Source organism: Novipirellula methanifontis, assembly GCF_052161655.1.
Lineage (GTDB): Bacteria > Planctomycetota > Planctomycetia > Pirellulales > Pirellulaceae > Novipirellula.
The window spans coordinates 1,070,779-1,095,513 of sequence record NZ_CP197418.1 but is presented as its reverse complement, the minus strand read 5'-3'; the positions used below and the strand labels follow the sequence as shown (position 1 = coordinate 1,095,513).

General features: G+C 53.6%; 20 protein-coding genes. All 20 read left to right on the top strand.

What is annotated here, in order from left to right; all coding sequences use genetic code 11:
* Nucleotides 1–14 precede the first annotated feature (14 nt).
* The 20 genes from SH528x_RS03915 to SH528x_RS03820 all read left to right on the top strand — a co-directional run bounded on the left by SH528x_RS03915 (nucleotide 15) and on the right by SH528x_RS03820 (nucleotide 24,667).
* Complete coding sequence (locus tag SH528x_RS03915) at nucleotides 15–548, top strand: transposase (RefSeq protein WP_442509227.1); 534 nt, start codon at nucleotides 15–17, stop codon at nucleotides 546–548.
* The gene (locus SH528x_RS03910; RefSeq protein WP_442509226.1) at nucleotides 526–687 is read left to right on the top strand and encodes a hypothetical protein; all 162 of its coding nucleotides are present in this window, start codon (nucleotides 526–528) and stop codon (nucleotides 685–687) included. Before SH528x_RS03915 ends, SH528x_RS03910 begins: the two co-directional genes overlap by 23 nt.
* Before the next feature lie 165 nt (nucleotides 688–852).
* Nucleotides 853–2,142 (top strand): DUF1552 domain-containing protein, encoded by a 1,290-nt coding sequence (locus SH528x_RS03905; RefSeq protein ID WP_442509225.1) that lies wholly within the window; start codon nucleotides 853–855, stop codon nucleotides 2,140–2,142.
* Between the two features lie 132 nt (nucleotides 2,143–2,274).
* Nucleotides 2,275–3,786 (top strand): sulfatase, encoded by a 1,512-nt coding sequence (locus SH528x_RS03900; RefSeq protein WP_442509224.1) that lies wholly within the window; start codon nucleotides 2,275–2,277, stop codon nucleotides 3,784–3,786.
* Nucleotides 3,787–3,861: 75 nt separating this feature from the next.
* A complete protein-coding gene (locus tag SH528x_RS03895) occupies nucleotides 3,862–4,113 on the top strand; it encodes a hypothetical protein (RefSeq protein ID WP_442509223.1) in 252 nt (83 codons plus the stop codon).
* Nucleotides 4,114–4,187: 74 nt separating this feature from the next.
* On the top strand, nucleotides 4,188–5,537 hold the full coding sequence (locus SH528x_RS03890) for a glycoside hydrolase family protein (protein ID WP_442509222.1): 1,350 nt from the start codon (nucleotides 4,188–4,190) through the stop codon (nucleotides 5,535–5,537).
* A 247-nt stretch (nucleotides 5,538–5,784) separates the two neighbouring features.
* Nucleotides 5,785–7,263, top strand: a complete 1,479-nt coding sequence (locus SH528x_RS03885; RefSeq protein WP_442509221.1) for an arylsulfatase — start codon at nucleotides 5,785–5,787, stop codon at nucleotides 7,261–7,263.
* A complete protein-coding gene (locus tag SH528x_RS03880; RefSeq protein ID WP_442509220.1) occupies nucleotides 7,242–9,122 on the top strand; it encodes a glycoside hydrolase family protein in 1,881 nt (626 codons plus the stop codon). Before SH528x_RS03885 ends, SH528x_RS03880 begins: the two co-directional genes overlap by 22 nt.
* A 43-nt stretch (nucleotides 9,123–9,165) precedes the next feature.
* Complete coding sequence (locus tag SH528x_RS03875) at nucleotides 9,166–12,027, top strand: hypothetical protein (protein WP_442509219.1); 2,862 nt, start codon at nucleotides 9,166–9,168, stop codon at nucleotides 12,025–12,027.
* Nucleotides 12,028–12,300: 273 nt separating this feature from the next.
* Nucleotides 12,301–12,552: a sulfatase-like hydrolase/transferase gene (locus tag SH528x_RS03870; RefSeq protein WP_442509218.1), complete on the top strand. Its 252-nt coding sequence runs from the start codon at nucleotides 12,301–12,303 to the stop codon at nucleotides 12,550–12,552.
* A 289-nt stretch (nucleotides 12,553–12,841) separates the two neighbouring features.
* Entirely contained in the window at nucleotides 12,842–14,164 is a 1,323-nt protein-coding gene (locus SH528x_RS03865; protein WP_442509217.1) for a hypothetical protein, read from the top strand.
* 422 nt (nucleotides 14,165–14,586) lie between these two features.
* Complete coding sequence (locus tag SH528x_RS03860; RefSeq protein ID WP_442509216.1) at nucleotides 14,587–15,951, top strand: Gfo/Idh/MocA family oxidoreductase; 1,365 nt, start codon at nucleotides 14,587–14,589, stop codon at nucleotides 15,949–15,951.
* Nucleotides 15,952–16,146: 195 nt separating this feature from the next.
* Nucleotides 16,147–17,103, top strand: coding sequence for a ThuA domain-containing protein (locus SH528x_RS03855; RefSeq protein WP_442509215.1), 957 nt, complete (start codon nucleotides 16,147–16,149; stop codon nucleotides 17,101–17,103).
* A 38-nt stretch (nucleotides 17,104–17,141) separates the two neighbouring features.
* On the top strand, nucleotides 17,142–18,593 hold the full coding sequence (locus SH528x_RS03850) for a sulfatase family protein (protein WP_442509214.1): 1,452 nt from the start codon (nucleotides 17,142–17,144) through the stop codon (nucleotides 18,591–18,593).
* Nucleotides 18,594–18,664: 71 nt separating this feature from the next.
* The gene (locus tag SH528x_RS03845; protein ID WP_442509213.1) at nucleotides 18,665–20,212 is read left to right on the top strand and encodes a sulfatase family protein; all 1,548 of its coding nucleotides are present in this window, start codon (nucleotides 18,665–18,667) and stop codon (nucleotides 20,210–20,212) included.
* Nucleotides 20,213–20,278: 66 nt separating this feature from the next.
* Complete coding sequence (locus SH528x_RS03840; protein WP_442509212.1) at nucleotides 20,279–20,404, top strand: hypothetical protein; 126 nt, start codon at nucleotides 20,279–20,281, stop codon at nucleotides 20,402–20,404.
* A complete protein-coding gene (locus tag SH528x_RS03835; RefSeq protein WP_442509211.1) occupies nucleotides 20,385–20,552 on the top strand; it encodes a sulfatase-like hydrolase/transferase in 168 nt (55 codons plus the stop codon). The genes SH528x_RS03840 and SH528x_RS03835 overlap by 20 nt, the downstream gene beginning before the upstream one ends.
* Before the next feature lies 1 nt (nucleotide 20,553).
* Nucleotides 20,554–21,486, top strand: coding sequence for a sugar phosphate isomerase/epimerase family protein (locus SH528x_RS03830; RefSeq protein WP_442509210.1), 933 nt, complete (start codon nucleotides 20,554–20,556; stop codon nucleotides 21,484–21,486).
* 76 nt (nucleotides 21,487–21,562) lie between these two features.
* Nucleotides 21,563–22,582 carry a 3-keto-disaccharide hydrolase gene (locus tag SH528x_RS03825; RefSeq protein WP_442509209.1) on the top strand — a complete coding sequence of 340 codons (1,020 nt, stop codon included), beginning with the start codon at nucleotides 21,563–21,565 and terminating at the stop codon, nucleotides 22,580–22,582.
* Between the two features lie 195 nt (nucleotides 22,583–22,777).
* A complete protein-coding gene (locus tag SH528x_RS03820) occupies nucleotides 22,778–24,667 on the top strand; it encodes an arylsulfatase (RefSeq protein WP_442509208.1) in 1,890 nt (629 codons plus the stop codon).
* The last annotated feature ends 68 nt before the right edge of the window (nucleotides 24,668–24,735 follow it).

Genomic DNA, 24,735 nt, shown 5'->3' with positions numbered 1-24,735 from the left:
GTCAGACGTCGATCATGAACGATACAATTGCAGTTTTTATAACCTGGACAACCTACGGCACCTGGATGCCCGGCGATTTTCGCGGTTGGCGAAAGCACCATGCCAAACCTCAACTGCCAAGACCTTTATTGGCGGAATGGTGTCGTATACAAATGAAAGGCGAGGCAGTACTGCTCGAACCGCATGATCGTGAAACGGTCGAACAAGCCTGCCAGAAACACTGTGATTATCGCGGTTGGTATTTATTTGCAGTTAGCGCGCGCACCAATCATGTTCATGTTATCGTCGCCGCTGACGAGAAACCGCAAAAAGTTCGAGATCAACTGAAAGCCAATTGCACAGGTTCATTACGTCAACAGGAGACACCACTTCACGCCGACCGCACTTGGACGAAAGGAGGTGATTGTGAAATCCTTGATACAGAAAACGAAATTGAGGCGACCGTGATCTACGTCAATGACGCGCAGGATCGAAAAGATCGTGAACCGAACTCACAAGCGTCAGGCATCAACCGAATAAACGTCGATGCGAACGAGGCCCGCGGCTAACGCCGTCGGTTCACAAAATTACATCAGCACCAACCAATACAACGAGGCCAGCGGCGAACGCTGTGAAGAACCTGACCCGATCGTATTAGCGTCGGGCTTTGACCAACGCAACGTCAACACCAACGGGGCCCGCGGCTAGCGCCGTCGGCTCACAAAATTACATCAGCACCAACCACAACAACGAGGTCAGCGGCGAACGCCGTGAAGAACCTGACCCGATCGCATTTGCGTCGGGCTTTGACCAAAACAACGTCAACACCAACGGGGCCCGCGGCTAACGCCGTCGGCTCACAAGGACAAGAACATGTCATTAAAATCACGTCGAAATTTTTTACGCAGCAGCACGGCGGTTATCGCATTGCCGTTTCTGGAGTCGCTCGGATTCCGGCGATTTGCATCGGCGGCCGCACCGTTGGCTGCCCCGCCTAAACGTATGATCTTCCTCGGCACAGGATTCGGGGTGACCGCAGATGCTTGGTATCCAGACAAGGATGACACCGGTTACGACTACAAGCTGCCAGAGAGCCTGAGTCCGCTGGCCCGGCACAAGCAGGATATCAGCATCCTGCAACACCTCGAACACGCCAATTCGCGGGACGGACACTCGGGGTCGACGTTCTGGTTAACCGGAGCCGACCGGTTCGCCATTCCGGGACGAAACTTTCACAACACGATCTCGGTAGACCAGGTCGCTGCTAATCAATTCGGCAGCGAAACCCGCTACACCTCGATGCACATGGACGGCAGCGACCTGCTTGGTCACGGTTCAGGGTCCATTTCGTGGAACCAGAATGGCAAACCGATCCAGGGGCTATCGAATCCGGTTGCCCTCTACCACAAACTTTTTTCCGGCGACGCCGTTCCGCTTGAGCAACGCCAAGCGATGCTTTCCAAAGAACGCTCGGCGCTGGACACTGTGCTTTCCGATGCCCGTTCGATCAAGCAGGGATTGACCAGGACCGATGTCGACAAGCTCGACGAATACTTCGAATCGATCCGCGACATCGAAAAACGAATTTCCAAGGAAGAGAGCTGGCTAGATGTACCAAAGAAAACCCCGGCCACTCCGGTCAAGGATCCGAGCGAGGGACTCGAAGGCGTGCCGGCGGTCGAAGCAGTCTATGATTTGATGGTCGCTGCGATGCAGGTCGACGCCACTCGCGTCTTTACGTACCGGTTGCCGTCGGACAGTTTCTGCGCCAGTATTGGCTCGAGCTATTCGGCCCACAACCTCAGCCACTACGCTGGCACCGAGCGGACCGGCGACTCGATCCGTCGCGATCAAGCCCACGCGAAACTGCTGGCACATCTAATTGATAAACTGAAAGCCACGACCGAAGCCGACGGTTCCTCGCTTCTGGACCACGTGTCGCTGACGTTCGGCAGTAACTTGCGAAGCAAGCACAGTCTGGATAACTGTCCAACTTTGATCGCTGGTGGTGGAGCCGGTTTCAAGCAGGGCCGTCACTTGGTGATGAAAGACGAGAAGACTCCGCTCTGCAATCTTTGGCTCTCGACATTGCGTGGTAGCGGAATTCCGGCCCAGTCCTTCGGCGACTCGACCGGCGTCATTGATGAACTATTTGAGGCTTGAGCACTTAAGGCTAGAGTTACGAGGGATCGTTCGATTTTAATGGGGCGAAACGGAGCCGCCGGCGCACAAATACAATTGAAGACTGAAGCGATTCCTGAAACGAGCAACCCAAACGCAATGACCGGAACTACGATGAGATTTCACAAAACGCTTTGCGTCCTGGCTGGAATGTTTTGTTTCGTTCTTTCCTTCGCCACAGCGGCGATGGGCCAGTCGAAACCGAACATCGTCTTCATTCTGGTGGATGATCTGGGCAACGCCGATGTTGGCTTCAACGGATCAACCTACTACGAAACACCCAATATCGACGCGTTGGCACGTGGCGGGCTGGTCATCGAAAACGCCTACATGTATCCGACCTGCTCTCCATCGCGTACGGCGATGGCGACCGGAAAGCAATCATTTCGAACGGGAGTCTACACTGTTCCAGTGCTCGAGCGGGGTGATGATCAGGAGAACATCTTTTCTCGTTGGACGGTCGGCGCGGAGCACACGATGTACAGCCAACCGCTCGCTGATGCTGGGTACAAGTCGATCCACATTGGGAAGTGGCACTTGGTCGGACCGTATCCGCAAGAAGAGCTGGCGATGGAGTTTCCGATAAAGAAAAAGCTGACGCAGCCTGATCCGTGGGACTTCAGCTGGGTGCCGTACCACAAAGAACACTGCCGACAATTCTATCCCGAGGGTCGCGGGTATCTGAAGAATGTCGGCGGGACGTATCGCGGTGACCCTGCGCTGGAGGTTGGCGGCTACCAAAGCAAGACTCGCGGGTACTTCGCACCGTTTAGCAACCCGTTCATCGAGCCGAAGCCTGATGACAAATGGCTGACCGACCGGCTAACCGACGAAGCGATCGAGTTCATGGACCAACACTCCGAAGGGCCGTTCTTTATCAATCTGCACTACTACACCGTGCATCGTCCAATCCGCGGGCGTAGCGAAGACCTCGTCCAGAAATACCTGCAGAAACCTGGTGACCCGATTACCGGTCAAGGAACCGGCAAAGGGAAACTTAAAAGGACGGAGGCGGAGTACGCAACGATGATTGAGTCGCTCGACGATAATGTCGGTCGATTAGTCGAGTTTCTCAATGACAACGGTTTGCGTGACAACACGCTCATCCTCTTTACATCGGATAACGGTCAAAACGTTGGCCGCAACGATCAGCTCCGTGGCAAGAAAGGATACATTTACGAAGGCGGCATTCGAGTTCCCACCTGTGTGAACTGGCCAGGCAAAATCGACGCTCGGCGAACGTCCACCGCCGTCACCGGTCTCGACTTTTTCCCTACGTTTATGGACGTGGCAGAGATCGAGTATGACGGCGTGCTCGACGGACAATCGATCACTGGACTCTTTCAAGGTGACGAGCCAGAGTCATTGCGAGCTCGCCCACTTTTCTGGCATTTAGCGAGTCAATACAAGCACGGCACCTGCTCGGTGATCCGCAAGAACAACATGAAGTTGATTCAGTTTCTCGGCGACGGAAAACTAGAGATGTACGACTTAAAGAACGACCCGCGTGAGGAGCATAACCTTGCAATGACAAATCCCGAGCAAACGCAGGCACTGCTCAAGGAATTGGAAGAGTGGCGAAAAGCAAATGAGGTTCCGCTGCCTCCCGCTTCGTCGCTCCGGTGATGTGCAGTGTAGAACATTTGTCTCAAATGTTCATCGTTTATCCCAAAAGCATCGTTTATCGCAAGGCATGAACAGTTGAGACAACTGTTCTACATATATGGCAGCCGCACACGGAAACGCTGGCAACTGTACAACGTGGCCGAAGACATCGGCGAAACGAATGACCTGAGCAAGCAATACCCAGAACTTCTGGGGCCGATGGTGTCGGAGGTCGAGAAGTGGGGACGAAACCATCAGATGCTACAATGGCATTATTTCGATTCGGACTATGAGGATTGGGCAGAAAACAAACTGTCCTATTTTGACGGGACCTTTGACATTGAATGACCACCGCGCTTCTGTACAGAACTCAGGGGCCGAGATGAACGAACGAACATAATAGTGGAGAGGAAAGACAGGGCATGAGGAATACGTCACTTTTACTGGTCGCGATGATGTGGCTAGCGTCATCAGCACTCTACGGACAGTCCGGAGAATCGACGTATCAAGTCCCCGAGGGGCTTGTTCGCGGTGGCGCGTTCATTGACCGATTTTTGCCGGTGCCAGTCAGAAGCAAACTCGAATCAAATGTCTGGGGCGCAGACAACGTCATTCCCCGCGATGTGGACAACGGCATCGAGGACGCCGAGTATTCCTACTGGGGCGGAAACATCATCGTCGGAGACGACGGCAAGAACCATCTGTTTGTCTGCCGCTGGCGAGAAGATGAGCCCAAGGGACATCACATCTGGTGGAAATCGACTGTAGTTCATGCAGTCAGCAACGATCCAGTCGGGCCTTATCAGGTGATCGAAGAAATTGGTCGCGGTCACAACCCGGAGATCTACCGGCTCAAAGACGGTACGTACATTATCGGCACCATGGGTCTGTCCGCATACAGTGCAGACACTCTCACTGGTCCATGGACCAAGATCGAAACTGTACTGGAATCGGCGAAGGAGAAGTTTAACCAGTCCAACCGAACGTATGTCGTTCGTGACGATGGCAGCGTTCTGATGATGAACAAGAACGGGTACGTGTCGATAGGCGACAATGGCATCGAACGGTTCCGTCAGGTTACCAACCAATCGGTCTACCCAAAGATCGAGAACCACTTTGAAGATCCAGTGATCTGGAAAGATGAAGTGCAGTATCACTTGGTCGTCAATGATTGGTTCACCCGCAAAGCGTTCTATCTGCGATCACCCGATGGCATCAACTGGAAATGGGATCCTGGGTTTGCCTATGACACGACCATCATGAAGCACGAGGGCGGTACCTCCGAGGCTTGGTACAAGTTTGAGCGACCCAAAGTTCGGCAAGATAAGTACGGACGTGCAACCCATATGAACTTTGCGGTCATCGACGTCCCGAAAGACGACGATCGAGGCAGTGACAACCATAGCTCGAAAAACATTGTGATTCCGCTGGTGGTTCCCCGACGGATTCAAATTCTAAACGAACTGCCGATCACGGCAGATACCGACCACATTGATGTAAGGATCTTGGCCGAACCAGGATTTGATCCGCAGACCGAGATCGAGGCCAGCTCGTTAAGGTTTGGTGCATCGGAGGAAGTTAATTTCGGACGCGGAAGCAGCGTGCTAAGAACGAAAGTGTCGGGAAATGATCTGATCGTAACGTTCGACGTAAAAGGGCATGGCCTAACGGCGGACAACTTCGTAGCTAAGCTGCTTGGTCGCACCACCGATGATGATCTGTTGTTCGGTTATGCCAGCTTACCCGGAAATGCACAAAACAGAACGCACTAGGATGCTTCTGCTTCAAAGTTTTTTCAGCGTGCTGATTTGTTCACGCTGGAAGTCGTTGAGAAAATAGAAAGGATCGGCAGGTCGGCACGTTGCTTGACCGGCAAGTGCAGTGGGCAACCAAAGCCCGTGTGATTTCGGAAAAGGATGCGAAAATTGCCTCACCCAGGAAAAGCAGCGAATAAACACAACTGAAACGCTAAGAGTTTGTTTCAACAGTGCACAAATGAATGAATCGGATTGAAGTGTTATGAGATATCCACTTGTCATGGTCACAATGACGCTGCTTTCGTCCGCTGCCAACGCAGATACCGTCGAAGCGACGACGCTGGAGAATTCGCGGCCTGACATTGTGTTCGTGATGACCGACGATCAGGGGATGCTCCTGTCGCACATGGGCCATCCCGAAGTCCAAACGCCGCACATCGATCGGTTTGCTGAGAAGTCGTTGCGGTTTACAAATTATTACGTCAGCCCCAACTGTGCCCCGACGCGGGCAGCGATCATGAGCGGAGTGCATGAGTTTCGTGCGGCCGTCACGGCGCCCCATGCCGAATGCGAACGAATGGCGTTGGACCTGACGACATTTCCACAGCTTCTTCAGCGGGCAGGTTACGAAACGGGGATCTTTGGCAAGTGGCACCTAGGTGATCTCGAAGCCTACCGTCCCGGCAACCGAGGTTTCTCCGAAGTGCTGGTACACGGGGCCGGCGGGATTGGGCAGCGAGAAAGTGGCGTTGAAATCACAAGCTATGCGGACTTTCCACCGAATCAAGGCGGCGGCAAGAAAGCGAAGTACTTTGATCCGGTCCTGCTGCACAATGACACCATCGTCCAAACGAAAGGCTACTGCGCTGACATCTTCTTTCATGCCGCACTGGCCTGGATGCGGGATCAGCACGCCAACAGGAAACCGTTCTTTGCGTACGTCTCGACCAATACGCCGCACTCCCCTTTGATCGCTCCGCAGGAAAACCTGCAGCGAATGGTAGACCGCGGGCTCAAGAAACCCAATCCGCGATTGGCGATGATCGAGAACATCGATGACAACTTTGGGGTCATGATGCAGAAGCTTGACGAGTGGAATATGCTCGACAACACGTTAATCATTTTTACAACCGACAACGGCGCTCCAGGAGGCGGCGGACCGAACTTCAAGGCAGGCCATAAAACCGGTAAGGGAACACCCTATGAAGGCGGCGTGCATGTCCCGGCGTTCTGGTATTGGAAAGGAAAGCTGCAAGAAGACAAAGACATCACCGCGTTGACCGCTCACATCGACTTGTTCCCCACATTCTGTGAACTCGCGGGGGCGGATGCAACGCAAGCTACCCAGGAACTGGAAGGCCGCAGCCTGCTTCCGTTACTGAAGAATCCAGGAGCAACCTGGGCACCACGTACTCTACAGACACATAAGGGAAACCTCGGCAAAGATCCTCGGCAGGCGGCTGATAAGCTGTGGTCCGTACGGACGGATCGTTGGCGGTTGGTCGGCAAAGAGCTGTTTGATATCCAGCACGATCCGTACGAAGATCACAACGTGGCAAATCAGTATCCGGAGCTGGTTGAGCAGCTCAGTAAGTCGCACTTCGATTGGTATGAAACGATGCTCCCGCACATGATCAATCAGGGCAACACCTGGGAGCATGAGCACGCTCCTTTGGAAACGCTTTACTACGAGCAGAAAGCGAAGCGAGGTATTCCCGAGTGGAGCCCCGAGGACATTTAAGGTGTTCGGCAAAAAGTACAGTGAATGAAATGAGATCACCAATACGCGTCACCAACACTATGAAAATATACCTATGTACTGCCATCGCCTTCCTGCTCGGCATGAGCGGGGCGATGGCGGAAGTTGTCGACTTTTCCGATGAAAGCCGCTTTCCCTCCGGTGCTCCAATCGTGCAGAGCGAGCAATGGAATAATGGTAAAGCAGGCGATGGGTTCGTCGGCAATGGCAAGAAAATGCTGCTGCTTCCGGACAAAAAGTGGGCGGGAGGATTCATCACCCATGCCGAAGCGTTCGCCGCCTCGAAGGTTGGCGACTCTATTACAGTTGCCATCGATTTCACATTCGACCAGGTCAAGAATAAGAACGATAGCGAGTTGATCCTGGTGGGATTGACCAATGACAACAGTCGTTTGCTGGCGACATACGATCGCAAGGGCTGGGGCGACTACGATTCAATCGGCCGCGAAGGTTATCCTGAGGGGATTGTGTTTGAAAAGAAGGCGATCGGATTCAAGGGCAATGCAGCGGTCGGTACCAGTGATCCTCTCCGACTTTCAATGACTCTGACGCGCGCCGACGCGGACAAGTGGGACATGGTTGTCCTGCTCTCGAACCTCAATCCCGAATCGGATTTTTCGACACGATGGGAAACCAAGGAGCTCGCGTTCGCCGAAGGATCGGTGGATCAGTTGTTCGGTGTGATTCAGGCCGGAAAAGCTGATGCGGATGCCGGCGTGGCGAACCGTCTGGTTAGCCGCTTTGAAATCAACAACGACTCGGCACCGCCTGCTCCCCCGAAAACCTGGCAAGGGGTGAACTTTAAGAAGTACATCCTTCCGATGGAACCGCAGGGGCCGTTGGTTGATCAAGGCATCTGGGGACAGTCCATTTTGCCTCGCGATCCGAGGAACGGACTGGAAGACCCGACGATGAAGAATTGGTGCTACTGGGACGGAAGCATTGTGAAAGGCGATGACGGAAAATACCACATGTATGCCAGTCGTTGGACACAGGCACAACCGCATGGCAACGGCTGGAAAGAACATTCCAAAGGTATACATGCGGTTAGTGATCATGTAATGGGCCCCTATCGCGACCTAGGCCTGACCTGGCCGGATTGGAAAGAGGGACTCGGCCACAATGTCATTGGGTTGCGCATGTTCGACGGTCGCTATGCGATGGTTACCAGTGAGAGAACCCGTGGCGAGGTGTTTGTTTCGGATAATCCAAACGGCCCCTTCACGCTGCTAGGTGAAATCAAGTGGGAGGCGAATGGTTTCAACCCTGGATTGGCGGCATATGAAGGCGGGAAGGGGAATATGTCCAATGTCATGATTATTCCGCGACATGACGGTCGCTACATGATCGTTGGACGTTCCACTGCCGTCATGATCAGTGAGGATGGAATCCTCGGGCCGTATAAAATCGTGTCGGACCGGGTCTACAAGGATATGTCAGAAATTCCGCAGACTCGCATGGAGGATCCCACGGCGTGGTACAGCGGCGAGATGTATCACATGCTGGTGAACCACTGGCCTGGAAAAACCACTTATCATTTTTCATCGAAGGACGGCATCCACGACTGGAAGTATCGGGGCATTGCTTACCGTAAAGATGAAGCCCTGTTCCGCTATCCCGACGGTACGGTTGATGAGTGGTATATCGTGCAGCGACCGACGGCGTATGTGGAAGACGGACACATCACCCACTTCAACTTTTCGGTCATCGACGTCACGAAAGGTGCGGATCGCGGCAACGACGATCACGGCAGCAAGATTATCGTCGTTCCGTTCGATGGCGAAGCGTTTGATCGCGACATGCAGGCCGTCGTGGAACGCGAAAATCTATCGAACAAATGATCGATAGTGCAGTTCATCCGCCAGTTCACGAGCAAAGGTCATCATGATAAAAGCGTTTCAGAGTATCGTCATCGTCTTGGTTGCGGCATCGGTATGCAGTGGTGCCGGGATCACCAGTTTCGACACCGGATACACCATCACCAAGGTTCGCACCTGGCAGAGCAAAGGGACGTCTTTCATCGCGGCCAGCAGCTATGAGGGGACCGTGATTGGCATGCGTTTCGATGGGACGATCGCCTGGAAAAACACTCTGTCCGGATACATGAACCACGATCTGTGGTGCGCGGATCTAACTGGTAACGGCATCGACGAAATCCTGGCGGCCAACGCGGATGGAAGTGTTTACTGCCTGAATGTGCGTGGAGAGACTCAATGGCAGTTCAAGAAAAACGAGGTGCCGATGTATTCGGTCTGCGCGGTCAAAAACGGCGACACGTCGTACGTTGCCTGCGGCGGGTTCGACATGAACATGTACTACCTCGACGCGAAGGGCAAGCTGATCTCGACCGTTGCGTCATCAACTTACAGCAAACAGAAGGCATGGCATGCGGAGGCCGGTGCGCCATCCAACGTGCATAACGTCAACTTCGTCCGTCCGTTTCCGACATCCGACGGAAATGAAAATCTGATGATGGCCGGTTTCAACAACCACATGCAGGAAGCGGGTGTCCTCTATGAATTTGACCCGCTGGCGATGATGCCGAAATCGAATAAGGGAGTTGATATCGGTGGATTGAAAACGCTGGGTGACATGCACGTCTGTGATACCGACGGTGATGGAGCCGGTGAAATTCTGGTCGGCACGTCGCAAATTATCGGAGACGCAGCCCTGGGCATCTATGATTCGAAATCCGGCGACTACAGGAGCGTGGATCTCTCCTCGCTGAGAAGGAAGATCGACCGCATCCGTTACCACGTGCTCCAGCCTCGCGTCATTCCGAAGGGAGACAGTTTTGAGTACTTGCTGTTGATGGGACCGGCGATTGTATTGCTGTCGCCCGATCTCGAAGTCAAGAAAGCGGAGGTGTTGAATTCAAAGTACAGCTACAACGATCTCTGGCAGGTGACGGACACGACATTCATTCTGGCCAGCTCTGAAAGCGGAGGCAGTTGCATCCATCTACTCGATACGTCGGTGGACGGCTGGAAAAACGCATATCAAACCCTTGAACCTGTCGGGAATGTCGCCGCCATCCGCCTGCGCCGGGCGGAACTCAAGACTCAGGTGGATCGTTTTAAACGCCCCGCACACGAAGTCGCCGGGCGGCCACGACCGCCGGTCTATTTCATGTCTGAGTCGTTGAAGTCCCCTGCGGTTGCAAGTCTGGCGAAGCGATTGGAAAGCTCCAGCCCCCACATCCAATTCCTTGGCAACAAGTACACCAACAAGGTCCAATACCCGCCCAGTTGGAATCGCGATACGGTCGTCACCAATGAAGTCTATCGCAAGAAACACGACAGCCGACACGACTACAAAGATCCGAAGATGGATCAGGAAGGAATCGTCAATCTATTCGCGCCCGCGATTGACGGCGACCAGCAGGGAGTCGCTTACTGGGGCGGTCACGGCAACGATCCGCTGTTCTACAGTTTGGAAACCCGCTACGCACTCGTCGACCGTGCCTGGAACAACGGCGGTAAGAAGACGGTGCAGATCTTTCCCGAAATGGAAGGCCACGGCGCGGATTTCGAGTGGGTGATCGACAATATGTTCGAGCCGTTTGCGAAGTATTGCCAGCCTCGTAACGGCAACATTTTTGTTCGGTCCAAAAACATTTTCTGGAACGCGAACGTGTATCAGAAATCGTTTAAGCCCAGCAGTGATAAGCTGATGTGGGACATTTTAGTCTCGGGCAAATATGCCGATGTGTTTGTTCCCGCCATGGAAGAGACCACCGACAAGACGATGGAGATGAGCCTGGCGGGACGGATGGGGCTGTGGGCCGCCGGTTCGGTCGACAGTTGGGGAACGCGTGCCGTGCCGGATAACCCCAGCTACGATCGCTCACGCCAGCACAGCAACCAGATGCTGCCCAATCATTTTTTGCTGAACCTAGTGTTCCATGTCGCTGGCGGCGCACAGTACCTCGACAATTTCCCTGTCGACCAAGAGTACATGAGCATCCTTTGGGAGCTGATCGAATCCGGAGCGCTCTACGTACCTCGCCGCGATGAAATCGTGAGCTTCAACCCGGTCCATCTGAGCATCGCGAATCCAAACGAACGCTATATGAACGAAGGGAACAACGGCAAATGGAACGTCTTCTATGACGAAGCTGCGGAGACGGCCAATCCGATGGTGTTCAGCCGCATGAACGCGACCTGGATGGGCGCGGCAACAACGCCGTGGGACTACTCGCGATTTGCAGCCGATGTCAAGGAACGCCGACTGAGCTTTATCTCTCCGTTTCCTAAAGGCATGGTACTGCTCACGCCTCCGCAGTCAGGAACGCTTGCTGACCCCAACGCGCCACGCGGCAAGCTGCAGGATCACCTGCATCCGCTCTACAGGAACATCATGCAGGAGTTCATTACCAACGGGCACAGCTATCTCTCCGCAGACGGATCAACTGTCCACGCAGCCGACACCTACCATGACACCGTTATCAAGGCCATCGCCGACAAGGGGTCGCTGTTGCCGCTGACCGTGACTGGCGACGTAGGCTGGGTCACCGCCCAATCTGCTCCCACTCACCTGCGTCTGACCCTGGTCGACACGGGCTACATCAACCCGAAAGCCCGCACCGCCACCGTGCAATTCAATACCGTGCGTCCTGCTCAGATCACCGATGTCATGACCGGCGAAACGATTCCGATGCTGGATGCGGACACCGCCGAAATCGACGTGCAACTCGGCAGTTTCCGGTTCATTGACATCGAACTTCAGGATGTATTTTCACCTTAACGGAGTTGAAGCCAGCGAACGAAACAGAGTATCGCGATCCGTAATCGAAGTTGCAGCAACGATGCGTCGGGGCATCGCCGGACTCATTCGGGTCAAGTCAGCGAGAAGGCCGGGAGTAAGTCGCAAAGGAATAAGCGAGAACGTCAAACGTTCGGCAAAGAGTTTAATCAAAAATCTGCCGACCGATCGGATTTTTGTCTAATCCATGCCATTGTTGCGTATTACCAAAGGTACGCGAATTTGCGAGGAGCCCTGGTGACAAAACTAAAAAGCATGATTCTTCTAACTTTGGCACTATTGCCTGTGCCGGGCTTTTACGCGTCAGCCAATGATCAACCAAACGTTCTGTTTAATCTGATCGATGATTTTGGCTGGAATGACGTCGGCTACAACGGAAGTGCGTTTTATGAAACGCCGAAGATGGACGAACTTTCGAAGGAGTGGATGCGGTTTGACAATTGCTATACGCCCAGTCCGATGCCCGGCCAGCGCGATCCGCGTCGGCGATTACAAACTGATCCATAACTACCACCACGGCGACGTGCTGCTATTCAATATCGCCGAGGATCCGCATGAAACCAAAAACCTTGCCGCGTCCATGTCTGAAAGAGCGGAGGCGTTGGATAAGCAGCTGATGGCGTATTTGAAATCGACTGGTGCGTATTTGCCCGTAGCTCCCACGCGAGAACAACTAACGAAGAAGCGGCAGGGCAAAAAGGATTGAACAGAGAACACAGAAACACGTCGTGTTGGCGATGAAAGGAATCCCTGATCAATCTCCTTGCACGAACAACCTCATCAAAAAGGTAGAACAATGAAACATCTGTTATCCGCTGCCTCCGCAGCTTTGGTTCTGATCGCGTCGAGCCATTTGGTTCAGGCTGAATACACAGAGACCATGGATCCGAATGGATTGACGAAAAATCTCAAAACCGACTATGGGCTCGTCGACGACGACGCGAAGAACAATCAGAGTGAAACGTTCCGCAAGGCGATCGCCGATCTGGCCGCCAAGGGCGGTGGGCGTTTGATTGTTCCAACAGGGACCTACCGTCTGGCGAACGTCCGACTGATGTCAAACATCCACTTGTTAATCGAGAAAGGCACGGTCATCAAACCATTCTGGCCCAAGGGTGATAAGACGGTTGTCTTCAGTCTGGATGCGGAACAGCCCAAGAAGATCGCCAAAGGGCAGAAGGAGGCGTACATTGAAAACGTCAGTATCCGAGGACTCGGCGGGCGTTGGACTGTCGATTATTCCGACCGCTTCCCGAATAAGGGGGAAGGCGTCCGTGGCGTGATCGCCAAAATGGTCAAAAACTTCCTGATCTCCGATATGGATGTCAAAGACAACTGTACGGTTTATTGCGGAATCACGCTCAGCCCGACCAACACAAAAATCAAGGACGTGACGAATTGGGAGGTTAGCCGTGCCACCGACGGCACGATTCGCAACTGCCGGATCTTTAACGGCAGCCCTGGCTACGGAATGGTTCAGTTGCACGGAGCACAAAACGTCCACTTTGAAGATCTTTACGCGGACGGAGGCGTTACGCTTCGGCTCGAAACCGGCGCGGTGGGACTACACACAGCGGTCTACAACATTACTGGTAAGAACATCGTTTGCGAAAACGGGCGGTGCGCAGTGATGATGGGACCGCACAGCGCAGTCAATGGAAAGGTCAACATCGAGAATGTCACCGCGAAAGGCTGCTCTTACGCCGTTCAAATTGGACTCGGCGGAGTCAAAGAATCTCAATTGAAACTCGATCCCAACGCGAAGCCCGGTAGCTTTGCTAAAGGCAGTTCCATCAAAAATATTCACGCTGTTTTCGGCATGAATGCCCAGGTCAAAAAACACTCGATGCAGATGATTCCGGAAGAGTATCTGAAGGATCTACGGCTATGGTATGACGGCAAATTCTTTAGCGGACCCTCTATCGCTCCAGTCCAGAACGAAACGGAAGGCAGATACGAAGTCATCATCGAGAACGTGACATCGGAAGGTTTTGAACATCATAAGAATATTGTCACGGACGAAGATGCGCGGCCTGGGAAGTGGTCCAAAACCTTTGATGACTGGAAATCTAAATACGGCACCAAGGAAACGAAACGTCCCGTCCCCATCGAAAACTGATTCGCGAAAAGTGAAAGAGACTACGTATATAAAAATGCGAATCACTGAAGAAAGCATTAGAAGCCTATGTCAATTCTTATTCGAAGTAATTGAGGGCCAGAGACGTTGTGAGCCGTGGGCCATAAGGCACCGGGTAATGCGTGGAACCCGGCCGCTCACTCGCGAGCGGCTCACTAAATCAACAAGCCGCTAGTTCGACTGTCCCACTTTTTCGTTTTCCGTATTTGTGAGCCGACGGCGCTAGCCGCGGGCCCTATTTTGCCAACGGTTTACCGCGCCGCAGCCCGACGCTAGCGCGTTCGGCTCACTAATTGGGACAGTCGAACTACCGCGTTCGGCTCCCTTATTTCATGTCACACTGAGATGCATTCCGGTCACGCGCCACCAAACCTACAGACTTCAGCAACCCACAACGAAAACTTATGAAATCCAATCGTCGTACTTTTGTCAAAGCGGCCTCTGTAGCTGCGAGCAGTGCTTTTGTGCTCCCGCGTTTCGCGATCGGTCAGCCCGGTCCCTCGGCAAATAGCAAACTCAATATCGCCATGATTGGATCTGGCGGTGTGGCTCATCAGGCATTCAGTGGTTGCAAAGGCGAAAACATTGTCGCGATGTGTGATATCGACAGTCGCAATTTCCCCAAGGGACGGGAAGGAACGCCAACCTTTTCTGACTTCCGCGTGATGCTGGACAAAATGGAAAAGGAGATCGACGCGGTTTGCATCAGTACGCCCGACCACACTCACTTTCCAGCCACGATCGAGGCCATGCAGCGTGGCATCCACGTCTGCACCCAGAAACCACTGACGCATAACATCTGGCAAGCCCGCACCTTGAAAAAGGCCAAGGACAAGTATGGCGTCATCACGAACATGGCAAACCAGGGGCATACCGGGGACGGCATCCGCACGATGCGCGAATGGTATGACGCTGGGGTATTCGGCCAGGTACATGAAGTGCATCTCGGACATCCCGGTCCAGACTGGGGTGGAAAGTATTTCAAGAAGCCAGCGGCATTGCCATTGCCGAAGCAGCCGATTCCTGCCGAAGTCGATTGGGATCTCTGGCTCGGGCCGGCCAAAGCAACCTCGTACAACGAAATCTATCATCCGCTCTCATGGCGGGGCTTTTATGACTACGGAACAGGACAGCTGGGTGATTGGTTCTGCCACACCGGCGACGGTCCTGTTTGGGCACTTGATCTGTACGCCCCGACGGTTGTCGAGTGCATAGAGCGTGGTCCGTCGATGGAAGGCGTGCTTCCAGACTACTCGATCATCCGATTCGATTTTCCGGCGCGTGGCGATAAGGATGCGTGCTCAATGTACTGGTACGACGGGGCGAACAACGGCGGCACTGACATCAAACGACCTGACGAATGGGATATGGGTAAACCGGCCGGCGGTTCGTTCTGGTTTGGGGATAAGCAGAACGGCTATCTGAACAATCGCTCGACTAAGCCCTCATTGTCGACGAAGGCGAAGAACCAGGAATTCAAGAGTTCCGTGACGATTGAAAAGAAGTACCCGCGTGTGCCGGGCGGCGGTCCCTTTGCCGAATGGGTACGTGCGATCAAGGGAGAGGGGCCTACGCCAGGTTCAAACTTTGACTACGCCGCACCAATGACCGAAGTCGCACTGATTGGCGTGCTTGCTCAGCGCTTCGGCGGACGCATCGAGTGGGACTCCGCGAACATGCGAGTCACCAACCGTCCGGAACTCAACGCCTTCGTCAAAGAACCCGCTCGCAAGGGCTGGGAGTATGGCGAGGATCTTTGGAAAAGCTAAGCACGTGTTTTAACCTGAAATTGCGGGATGCTTAAGTGAGCCGTGGGCCGTAAGGCACCGGGTAATGCGAGGAACCCGGCCGCTCACGCGTCACGGCTCACTAAAACAACTAGCCGCGGGTTCCGCACCCCGCATTTCCAATAGGAGGCCCGCGGCTAGCGCCGTCGGCTCACAAAATCAACGGGAAACCTGACCATGAAAACGAAACTTGCATTTCTCATTCTTGCAGCGGCGATGCTGCCGAGCTTTGCTTCGGCCGAGCCATTGCGAGCGCTGATTATCGACGGCCAGAATAACCATCTGGTCTGGCCGAAGTCGACGATCATGATGCGTCAATATCTCGAAGAAACAGGCCTCTTCAGGGTCGATGTTGCCCGAACCCGATTTGTGTGGCGAAGCGAACGTGAGGCGGACTGGCTACCGCTTGCGAGAGTTACTGAAAGCATCCCAACAAAGACGCCTCAAACAGACCCCAACTTCAAGCCGGACTTCTCAAAATATGACGTGGTGATTTCGAACTTTGGCTACCATGCGGCACCGTGGCCCAAGGAAACGCAGGCTGAACTGGAGGCCTACATGCGGGATGGAGGTGGGTTCGTCAGTGTTCATGCCGCCGACAACTGCTTTCCTGACTGGAAGGCTTACAACGAGATGATCGGCATCGGAGGATGGGACGGTCGCACCGAGGAACATGGCCCTTATGTTTATGTGAACAAACTGGGCGAGGTCGTGCGCGACGACGCTCCTGGCATCTGTGGCAAGCACGGTCCGAAGGCAGACTTCGTGGTAACGATGCGCGCGCCTGCTCATCCCATCTGTCAGGGTCTGCCTGAAAAATGGCTGCATGCCTACGACGAGTGTTACGCATACATGCGTGGCCCGGCCGAGAATCTAACGCTCCTCGGAACGGCCGTGAGTTCACTCACCCAACGCAGTGAACCGATGCTGATGACGATCGAGTATCACAAGGGGCGGATCTTCCATACCACGCTGGGACACGACACCAAGGCCTTTGAATGCGTCGGCTTTATCACCACGTTCAAACGCGGGGTCCAGTGGGCCGCGACCGGCGAAGTAACTCAATCCGAAGTCCCCCAAGACTTCCCCAGTGGCGACGCAGTTTCAGTTCGTCCGTTTGAACTGAAGCAATAAACACAGTAACTACAAACGTACCAGTGAGGAAAATAATAGTGAAAAATCGAATGCTACAACGGTTGCTACTCTCAGTCGCTTCGTTGCTTGGCGCAGTCGTGCCAATTGCCGACGGACGGGCGACACACGCCGCCGATCGCCCCAATGTCCTTTGGATCATTTCTGACGACCTCGGACCTGAACTTGGTTGCTACGGCTATCCCGACGTCGCAACGCCGAATGTAGATCGCTTGGCTTCCGAAGGCCGTCGCTACACACATGCGTTCTCGACCTCGCCTGTCTGTTCTTCGTCACGTTCCGCGTTCCAGACCGGGCGTTACCAAACGTCCATCGGTTGTCAGCACCATCTAACGCGTGACGAGAAGGAGCTGACGGTTCCGACGGCTATCGACCTGATGCGAGGCGCCGGCTACTTCATTTCCCATGGCCGTGGAGTTGCCGAGGATAAGACGACTGCAAAATTTGGTGTCAATTACCTCTATGACAAAAAGAACATCTTCGACGGACACGATTGGTCGGAGCGCAAACCGGGACAGCCGTTTTTTGCTCAGGTGCATATCGGCGAGCCGCACCGAGGCTTTGTTACGAGCGATCGACCGCGAGGGGACGCACCGATTCCACCCTGTTATCCAGAGCATCCGGTGACCCGCGCCGACTGGGCCAACTACCTCGCGACGATTGAAGTCATGGATCACAAGGTTGGCGAGATTCTTGATCGGCTTAAACACGAAGGCGTCGATGACAACACGCTAATCATTTTCTTCGGCGATCACGGTCGGCCACATGTCCGCGGCAAGCAATGGCTTTACGATGGGGGACTGCACACGCCGCTGATCGTTCGTTGGCCCGCAAAGATCAAAAAGGGCACGGTCGAAAAACCGTTGGCCTCATTGTTGGATGTCATGCCGACCACCCTGGCGGCGGCCGGCGTCGACACTCCCAAGCTTCCCGGCCTGAACCTGCTTGCCAACGACTGGCAGGGACACAAGATGCTGTTCGCTGCTCGTGATCGTTGCGGCGACACACCGGATCGTATTCGTAGCGTGCGAACGCAGCAATTCAAATACATCCGGAACTTCCATCCCGAGATTCCTTACATGCAACTGAGCAGCTACAAGAAGCTGGAGTATCCAGTCGAAACGCTCATGAAAGTCCTGCATGCCGAAGGTAAATGGGACTCACCGTTCATGGCGAAGACACGGCCCAAGGAAGAACTCTACGATCTTACCGCCGACCCAAACGAACTGAAGAACTTGGCGGGCGATCCGTCCCAATCTGAAAAACTCTCAGAGATGCGCCTCGCACTCGACCAGTGGATTGAAACAACCGGCGACCAGGGCGCCATCGAGGAGGACGTGGACATCGACGCGCTGATGGCAGAGAAACGCAAGTGGTATGTCAAGACGATGAAAGCTCGTGGACTCGACCCGGACCTTTCCGATCAAGCTTACCTGAAGTGGTGGGAACAAGAACTGGGTGTCACCGAATGATTTGTAGCCACAAAAAATGATATGTGATGAACGAGAATAAGAAATGACAATCATCAAGACGAAAGAAATCGATGCAAAAGCAACTTCTACTTACATGCCTATTGGTCGCCTTCACCGCGAGCACCGCTCAGGGGGATCGACCCAACATCCTGTTTCTACTAACTGACGATCAGGCCTATCACACACTGGGGGTCACCGGAAACGAACAAGTTAAAACGCCCAACATTGACACCCTTGCGAGACGCGGTGTGATATTCGACCGCCACTACGACACCACGGCGATCTGCATGGGCAGCCGCGCCAACATCATGAGCGGGATGTACGAGTATAAAAATGGCTGCAACTTCATGCATGGTGCGATGGGCACCAAGCAATGGTCAACTTCTTACCCCGTTCTGCTGAAGAATGCGGGTTATCGAGTAGCCAACGCGGGCAAGTTTGGCTTCGGTGTGCATGACCAGAAGAACCTCGATAAGCGAGGCATTGAAGGCACCGGAGTGAAGGATGCGTTTGACCTCTACCTGACCAAGGGCGGTCAATGCAATTACACCACCGCCAAAAACAAAGGTCTGGACAAATATGAGCAAGATCATCCGCACCTGACTCAGGCACTGGCCGCAGCCACGATCGATTTCGTGCGAGACTCCGTCAAACAAGGCCAACCTTTCTGCATGACGGTTGGTTTCAAGGCGCCGCACAAACCGTTTGAACCGGATCCGCAGTTTGATCATGTGTACCAGGACACGGTTTGGAAAAAACCAGGCAACTATGGTCGCCAAGCAGGTCTGCATTTGGCGGAACAATCGCGTCAGGATCGGCAATACAGAACTTACTGGGAGGAGTCGTACAGCACCGACGAAAAATATCAGCACACGCTCCGCGTCTATCATCAGCTCATCTACGGCGTCGACGTCGCAGTCGGCAAGCTCGTCGAGGAACTGAAAAAGCTGGGAATTGAAGACAACACCGTCATCATCTACTCCTCTGACAACGGCTACCTGATGGGCGCACATGGTTTGGGCGGCAAGACGCTTCCGTATGAAGAAGGCGCACGCGCACCGCTGATCATTTACGATCCGCGCAATCCGAAAAGCGGCACCATGCGCCGCACGGATTCCTTAAGCGGAAACATCGACATTGCTGCGACAATTCTCGATGTCGCCGGCCTCGACATCCCGGACGTCTACGATGGAAAGAGTCTGATGCCGATCGTGGAAGACGAAACCGTAAGGGTTCGTGACACACTGCCGATCATCCAAGTATTTGGGCAGGAGGCGACACGCTGTCTGTCTGTAATCAATGGTCAGTACAAATACATCTACTGGTATTACACCGATGAAGAACAGGGTATGCAGCCGACCGAAGAGCTGTTCCAGTTGACCAAAGATCCGCTGGAAATGACCAACCTGGCTGGCAATCCGGAATATCAACCGATGCTAGAGAAAATGCGAGCCCAGTACGATTCACAGGTGAAACGATGGGCAGAACAAAGCATCGACTACAACGGCTACCAGGAATACGGCACGTTGCTTGACCGGCAAGTGCAGTGGAAAACCAAAGCCCGTGTCATTTCGGAAAAGGATGCAAAAATTGCCCCACCCACGAAAAGCAGCGAGTAAACACAACGGAAGCGCTAAGCGATTGTTTTAACAGTGCACCAAATGAATGCATCGGACTGAAGTGTTATGAGATATCCACTTGTCTTGATCACAATGACGCTGCTTGCGTCCGCTGCCAAAGCAGATACCGCCGAAGTGACAACGCTGGAGAATTCGCGGCCGAACAAACGTCTTGTTCATTCTGATCGATGACTTCGGCTGGCAGGATATCGGCTACAACGGCAGCACGATTTATGAAACGCCGCGAATCGACAAGCTGTCGAGAGAAGGGATGCGGTTGGACAACTGCGACACACCAAGTCTGATGTGCTCGCCGACACGCGAGGGTAAAGTAGATTAAGATGCAAAAAAATAAACTCGATTTGATCAATCACCGAAATGTAATCTTTGCCTGTGCAGCACTCGCAATTACTACGTTGTGGATGCCAAACGGCGTCGCAGACGATAATAACGAAAAAGGCTTTCGAATTGGCACCTGTGATTGGTCCATCAAGATGCCCCTGTCCGTCGAGTCGTTTGAGTTTGCTAAACGCAATGGGTTGCAAGGAATTCAGTATTCATTCGATGCCAAAGGAAATGGCCTCGACCTGCGTCTTCGCGAGAATCGGGACATCGTCCGTGAGACGGTGAAACGAACGGGAGTCGAGATATCCTCGCTTGGCATTGGACTGTTGAACAAGGTCCCGCTCTCCACGACAAATGAAGCCGAGCAACTGGTCGTCGAGTGCATTGAGACGATGGCGAAGCTCAAAGCAGAAGCGGCTGAACTCGAAGATCGTGAATTAGCTGCGAAGGTATCACCGAGCATCGTGTTGCTGGCGTTCTTCAACAAAGCTGATATCAACGGCAAGCCCGAGTTGATAGCGGAGGTCATTGAAAAACTGAAACGAGTTGCCCCACTGGCGGAAAAACATGGTGTCATCCTGGCCTTAGAAACACAGCTCAACGAAGCCGACCACCGCCACATCATCGAAAGCGTCGGCTCGTCGGCAGTAAAGGTCTATTACGACACCGGCAACTCGGCACGCATGGGATATGACATCTATCGCGAGATTGAAAGTTTGGGCACAGAATATATCTGCGAAATCCATCTCAAAGAGAACGGCGACTTCCTGGGTAACGGTGACATTGACTTTGCAAGGATCAAAGAATTACTTCGGTCCATGAAATATACGGGATGGCTAATCATCGAAGGTTCCACCCCCAAGGGGATCAGCCGTGAAGAAGGTTGTGAAAAGAATGCGACCTACGCACTTGAATTGTTTCGCTCGTGAAAGACGTGCGGCTCGTTTCGTCAACTAACAGCAATCCAACTACGATTTTCAAACATCATTTAGGTGAATCCGGCCCATGAATCAAAATCAAGAACGCGTCTCAGTGACTGGTCTTCTTCGCGGAATGTTCGCCCTGTTTATCTTGGTGACGACCATCTTTGTGTCAACCGCTCAAGCAGAAGAACTGGCTGGCGACTGGTCTCTGGATCTCGATTCCGGCATGCCGGCTTGGATGAGGGTCACACAGCGTGAAGGCAAACCGTTGGTCTATTTACGGTTGTATGTTGGTTCCGAAGGACCGTACGAAAATGTAGAAGAGTCCAATGGCCGATTAAAATTCACGCTCAACAAGAACAGAAAGGCGAAGAACACGACAACCGTTGACGTCGGAATGAAGGCGGGAAAACTTGATGGAATGATTATTCGCCAATCGCCCGACGGTTCGACCGAGCGAGAGGCGTTTACCGGAACGAAGATTCCGCCGATGCCCACAGTCGCCCCGGATTTATCAAAAGTTCGATTTGGTCAGCCGACCGCCTTATTCAACGGAAAGGATATGACGGGATGGACACCGCACATACCAAAGCACGAACCCGAAAAGCAGAATGGATGGAGCGTCGAAAATGGCGTTCTCAAGAATACGACACCCAAGACGGACTTCAGTGCCACCGGAGCCTTCGCCAATCTTAAGACGGAGGCAGTTTTTGAAGATTTTTGGCTGCATATTGAGTTCCTTGTCGAAGAGCAACGCAACAGCGGCGTCTATCTGCGTGGAATGTACGAAGCTCAGGTCGTGGATCGCGACAGTCGCATGCAGGGGTTGCAGGGTGTAGGTGCCATCTTTGGATTGATTGAACCGTCGAAGAATGCGGGCAAACCGGGTGGCGAGTGGCAGACCTACGACATTACGCTGGTCGATCGGCACGTGACGGTGATTTTGAACGGAGAAAAAGTCATCGATAATCAACCCGTGACCGGGCCAACCGGCGGGGCCGTTCATACCAACCCAGCGGAACCAGGCCCCATCTATTTGCAAGGCGACCATACCGCCGTGTCATACCGCGATATCTATCTGGCACCTGTGCTGAAGGACTAGTGTTCCAAGTCAGTTTCGTTTTCGGCGATTCGCCGCTCACGCGGAAAAATTGCTGTACTGATAGATATTGCACAATCTGATTATGCCGTTGGTATGTGCGGAGGATGCTTGGCAGTCCGTTTCGGGTTACGATTGAGGGGTCGCCGTTTGGCTTCAGAAACGCCCGCCCCCGCATCCCGACCCAGAGGACCCTTGATGACTCGCTCATTTGCCTCGACGATGGCACTCCGTCATTGCCCGCCCACCTCAGCATCGCTTCGCAAACTTGTTGGCTTCCGCTATGCCACGCTCGTGGTTGCGACAGTGCTTTGTCTCGCACAAATCGCTTGCTTCCAATCGCGAATTGCCCGAGCGGCCGAGCATCCCAATATCGTCATCATGCTTGCCGATGATCAAGGCTGGGGTGACCTCAGTGTGCATGGCAATACGAATCTGTCGACTCCGAACATTGACTCGTTGGCGACCGATGGCGTGTTGTTTGATCGGTTTTACGTCTGTCCCGTTTGCGCGCCCACCCGAGCCGAATTCTTAACCGGCCGCTATTACGCCAGAACGGGCGTGCGAGGTGTTTCCACAGGCCAAGAACGGATCAATCCCGACGAAGTCACGATTGCCGACATTTTCAAACAAGCAGGGTATGCGACCGGCGCATTTGGAAAATGGCACAATGGATCCCAATTTCCTTACCATCCCAACGCTCGCGGGTTCGAGGAATATTACGGTTTCACCTCGGGGCATTGGGGCCATTACTTTGACCCGATGTTGGAACACAACAATGAAATCACGCGAGGTAAAGGCTACATCACAGACGATTTAACGACGCATGCGATGGAGTTCATGGAGACGAATCACAAGCAGGACAAACCGTTCTTCTGCTACCTGCCGTACAACACTCCGCATTCGCCGATGCAAGTTCCGGATGAGTATTTTGACAAGGTCGCCAATCGGCCTTTGAAAATGCACAACCGCAATCCCAAACAAGAGGACATGCCTCATTTGCGAGCCGCATTGGCAATGTGTGAAAACATCGACTGGAACGTCGGCCGTGTGCTTAAGAAGATTGACGAACTCTCGATCGCCGAGGACACCATCGTCATTTATTTCAGCGACAATGGCCCCAACGGATGGCGATGGAACGGTGGTATGAAAGGCCGCAAAGGGAGTATCGACGAAGGTGGCGTACGAGTCCCGATGCTGATGCGATGGCCAGGCCATATCGTCAAAGGCAAGACGATTGAGCCGATTGCCGGAGCGGTTGATTTGTTGCCGACGCTGACCGAACTCGCCTCGGTTCCCCACTCGACGCAGAAACCGCTCGATGGTCGATCGCTTGTTCCACTGCTGCGAGGCAACGACACCCAGTGGAGCGACCGGATGTTGATCTCGTACCAACCGCCACGGGGCGGAAAAGGCAAAACGCCAGAACCGCGAGTGAGTATTCGCAATCAGCAATTCCGCATGGATCCGTCAGGCAAACTTTATGACATCACCGCGGACCCTGGTCAGGACACCGATGTCTCGAACCAGCATCCCGACTTGGTGCGTGAGATGAAACGGACTGCGGACCAGTATGTCCAGCAGCTTGGCGATCTTGTCAAACCCGACGAGCGTCCTTTCCCTGTCGGCGAAGCACCGACTACGTTGCTGCCGGCACGTGACGGGGTGGAACATGGCAGTGTCCAGCGAAGTGCGAGAGCGCCCAACTGTTCGTACTTTACCCACTGGGTGGGCAATCCTGAGGACGCGATCACGTGGGATATCGAAGTCTCGGAAACGGCAACGTTCGACGTCGAGATCTTTTACGCGTGTGCCGCTGATGACGTTGGAGCCAAGTTTCAACTCGATTTTGGCGACGCAAAACTGACAGGTAAAGTCACTCAGGCTCACGATCCGCCGGCGTACGGAGCCGAATCCGATCGGACTCCTAATCGCGGATCTGAATCGTACGTCAAAGATTTCAAACCGATGAACGTTGGCAAGATCACGTTGGCGAAAGGTCGTGGGCTGTTGAAAATTTCGGCGACTGAAGTCCCTGGCGACGAAGTGATGGAAGTACGACTGTTGCGACTGAGCAAGCAAAAGTAATTTTGCAAAATCGCAACTCCGCTGCAATGTGAGCCGTGGGCCGTAAGGCACCGGGTAACCCGCGTGAA

Coding starts and splice junctions, on each gene's coding strand:
- SH528x_RS03915 (WP_442509227.1), top strand. CDS start 15: ATGAACGATACAATTGCAGTTTTTATAACCTGGACAACCTACGGCACC.
- SH528x_RS03910 (WP_442509226.1), top strand. CDS start 526: ATGCGAACGAGGCCCGCGGCTAACGCCGTCGGTTCACAAAATTACATC.
- SH528x_RS03905 (WP_442509225.1), top strand. CDS start 853: ATGTCATTAAAATCACGTCGAAATTTTTTACGCAGCAGCACGGCGGTT.
- SH528x_RS03900 (WP_442509224.1), top strand. CDS start 2,275: ATGAGATTTCACAAAACGCTTTGCGTCCTGGCTGGAATGTTTTGTTTC.
- SH528x_RS03890 (WP_442509222.1), top strand. CDS start 4,188: ATGAGGAATACGTCACTTTTACTGGTCGCGATGATGTGGCTAGCGTCA.
- SH528x_RS03885 (WP_442509221.1), top strand. CDS start 5,785: ATGAGATATCCACTTGTCATGGTCACAATGACGCTGCTTTCGTCCGCT.
- SH528x_RS03875 (WP_442509219.1), top strand. CDS start 9,166: ATGATAAAAGCGTTTCAGAGTATCGTCATCGTCTTGGTTGCGGCATCG.
- SH528x_RS03870 (WP_442509218.1), top strand. CDS start 12,301: ATGATTCTTCTAACTTTGGCACTATTGCCTGTGCCGGGCTTTTACGCG.
- SH528x_RS03865 (WP_442509217.1), top strand. CDS start 12,842: ATGAAACATCTGTTATCCGCTGCCTCCGCAGCTTTGGTTCTGATCGCG.
- SH528x_RS03860 (WP_442509216.1), top strand. CDS start 14,587: ATGAAATCCAATCGTCGTACTTTTGTCAAAGCGGCCTCTGTAGCTGCG.
- SH528x_RS03855 (WP_442509215.1), top strand. CDS start 16,147: ATGAAAACGAAACTTGCATTTCTCATTCTTGCAGCGGCGATGCTGCCG.
- SH528x_RS03845 (WP_442509213.1), top strand. CDS start 18,665: ATGCAAAAGCAACTTCTACTTACATGCCTATTGGTCGCCTTCACCGCG.
- SH528x_RS03840 (WP_442509212.1), top strand. CDS start 20,279: ATGAGATATCCACTTGTCTTGATCACAATGACGCTGCTTGCGTCCGCT.
- SH528x_RS03830 (WP_442509210.1), top strand. CDS start 20,554: ATGCAAAAAAATAAACTCGATTTGATCAATCACCGAAATGTAATCTTT.
- SH528x_RS03825 (WP_442509209.1), top strand. CDS start 21,563: ATGAATCAAAATCAAGAACGCGTCTCAGTGACTGGTCTTCTTCGCGGA.
- SH528x_RS03820 (WP_442509208.1), top strand. CDS start 22,778: ATGACTCGCTCATTTGCCTCGACGATGGCACTCCGTCATTGCCCGCCC.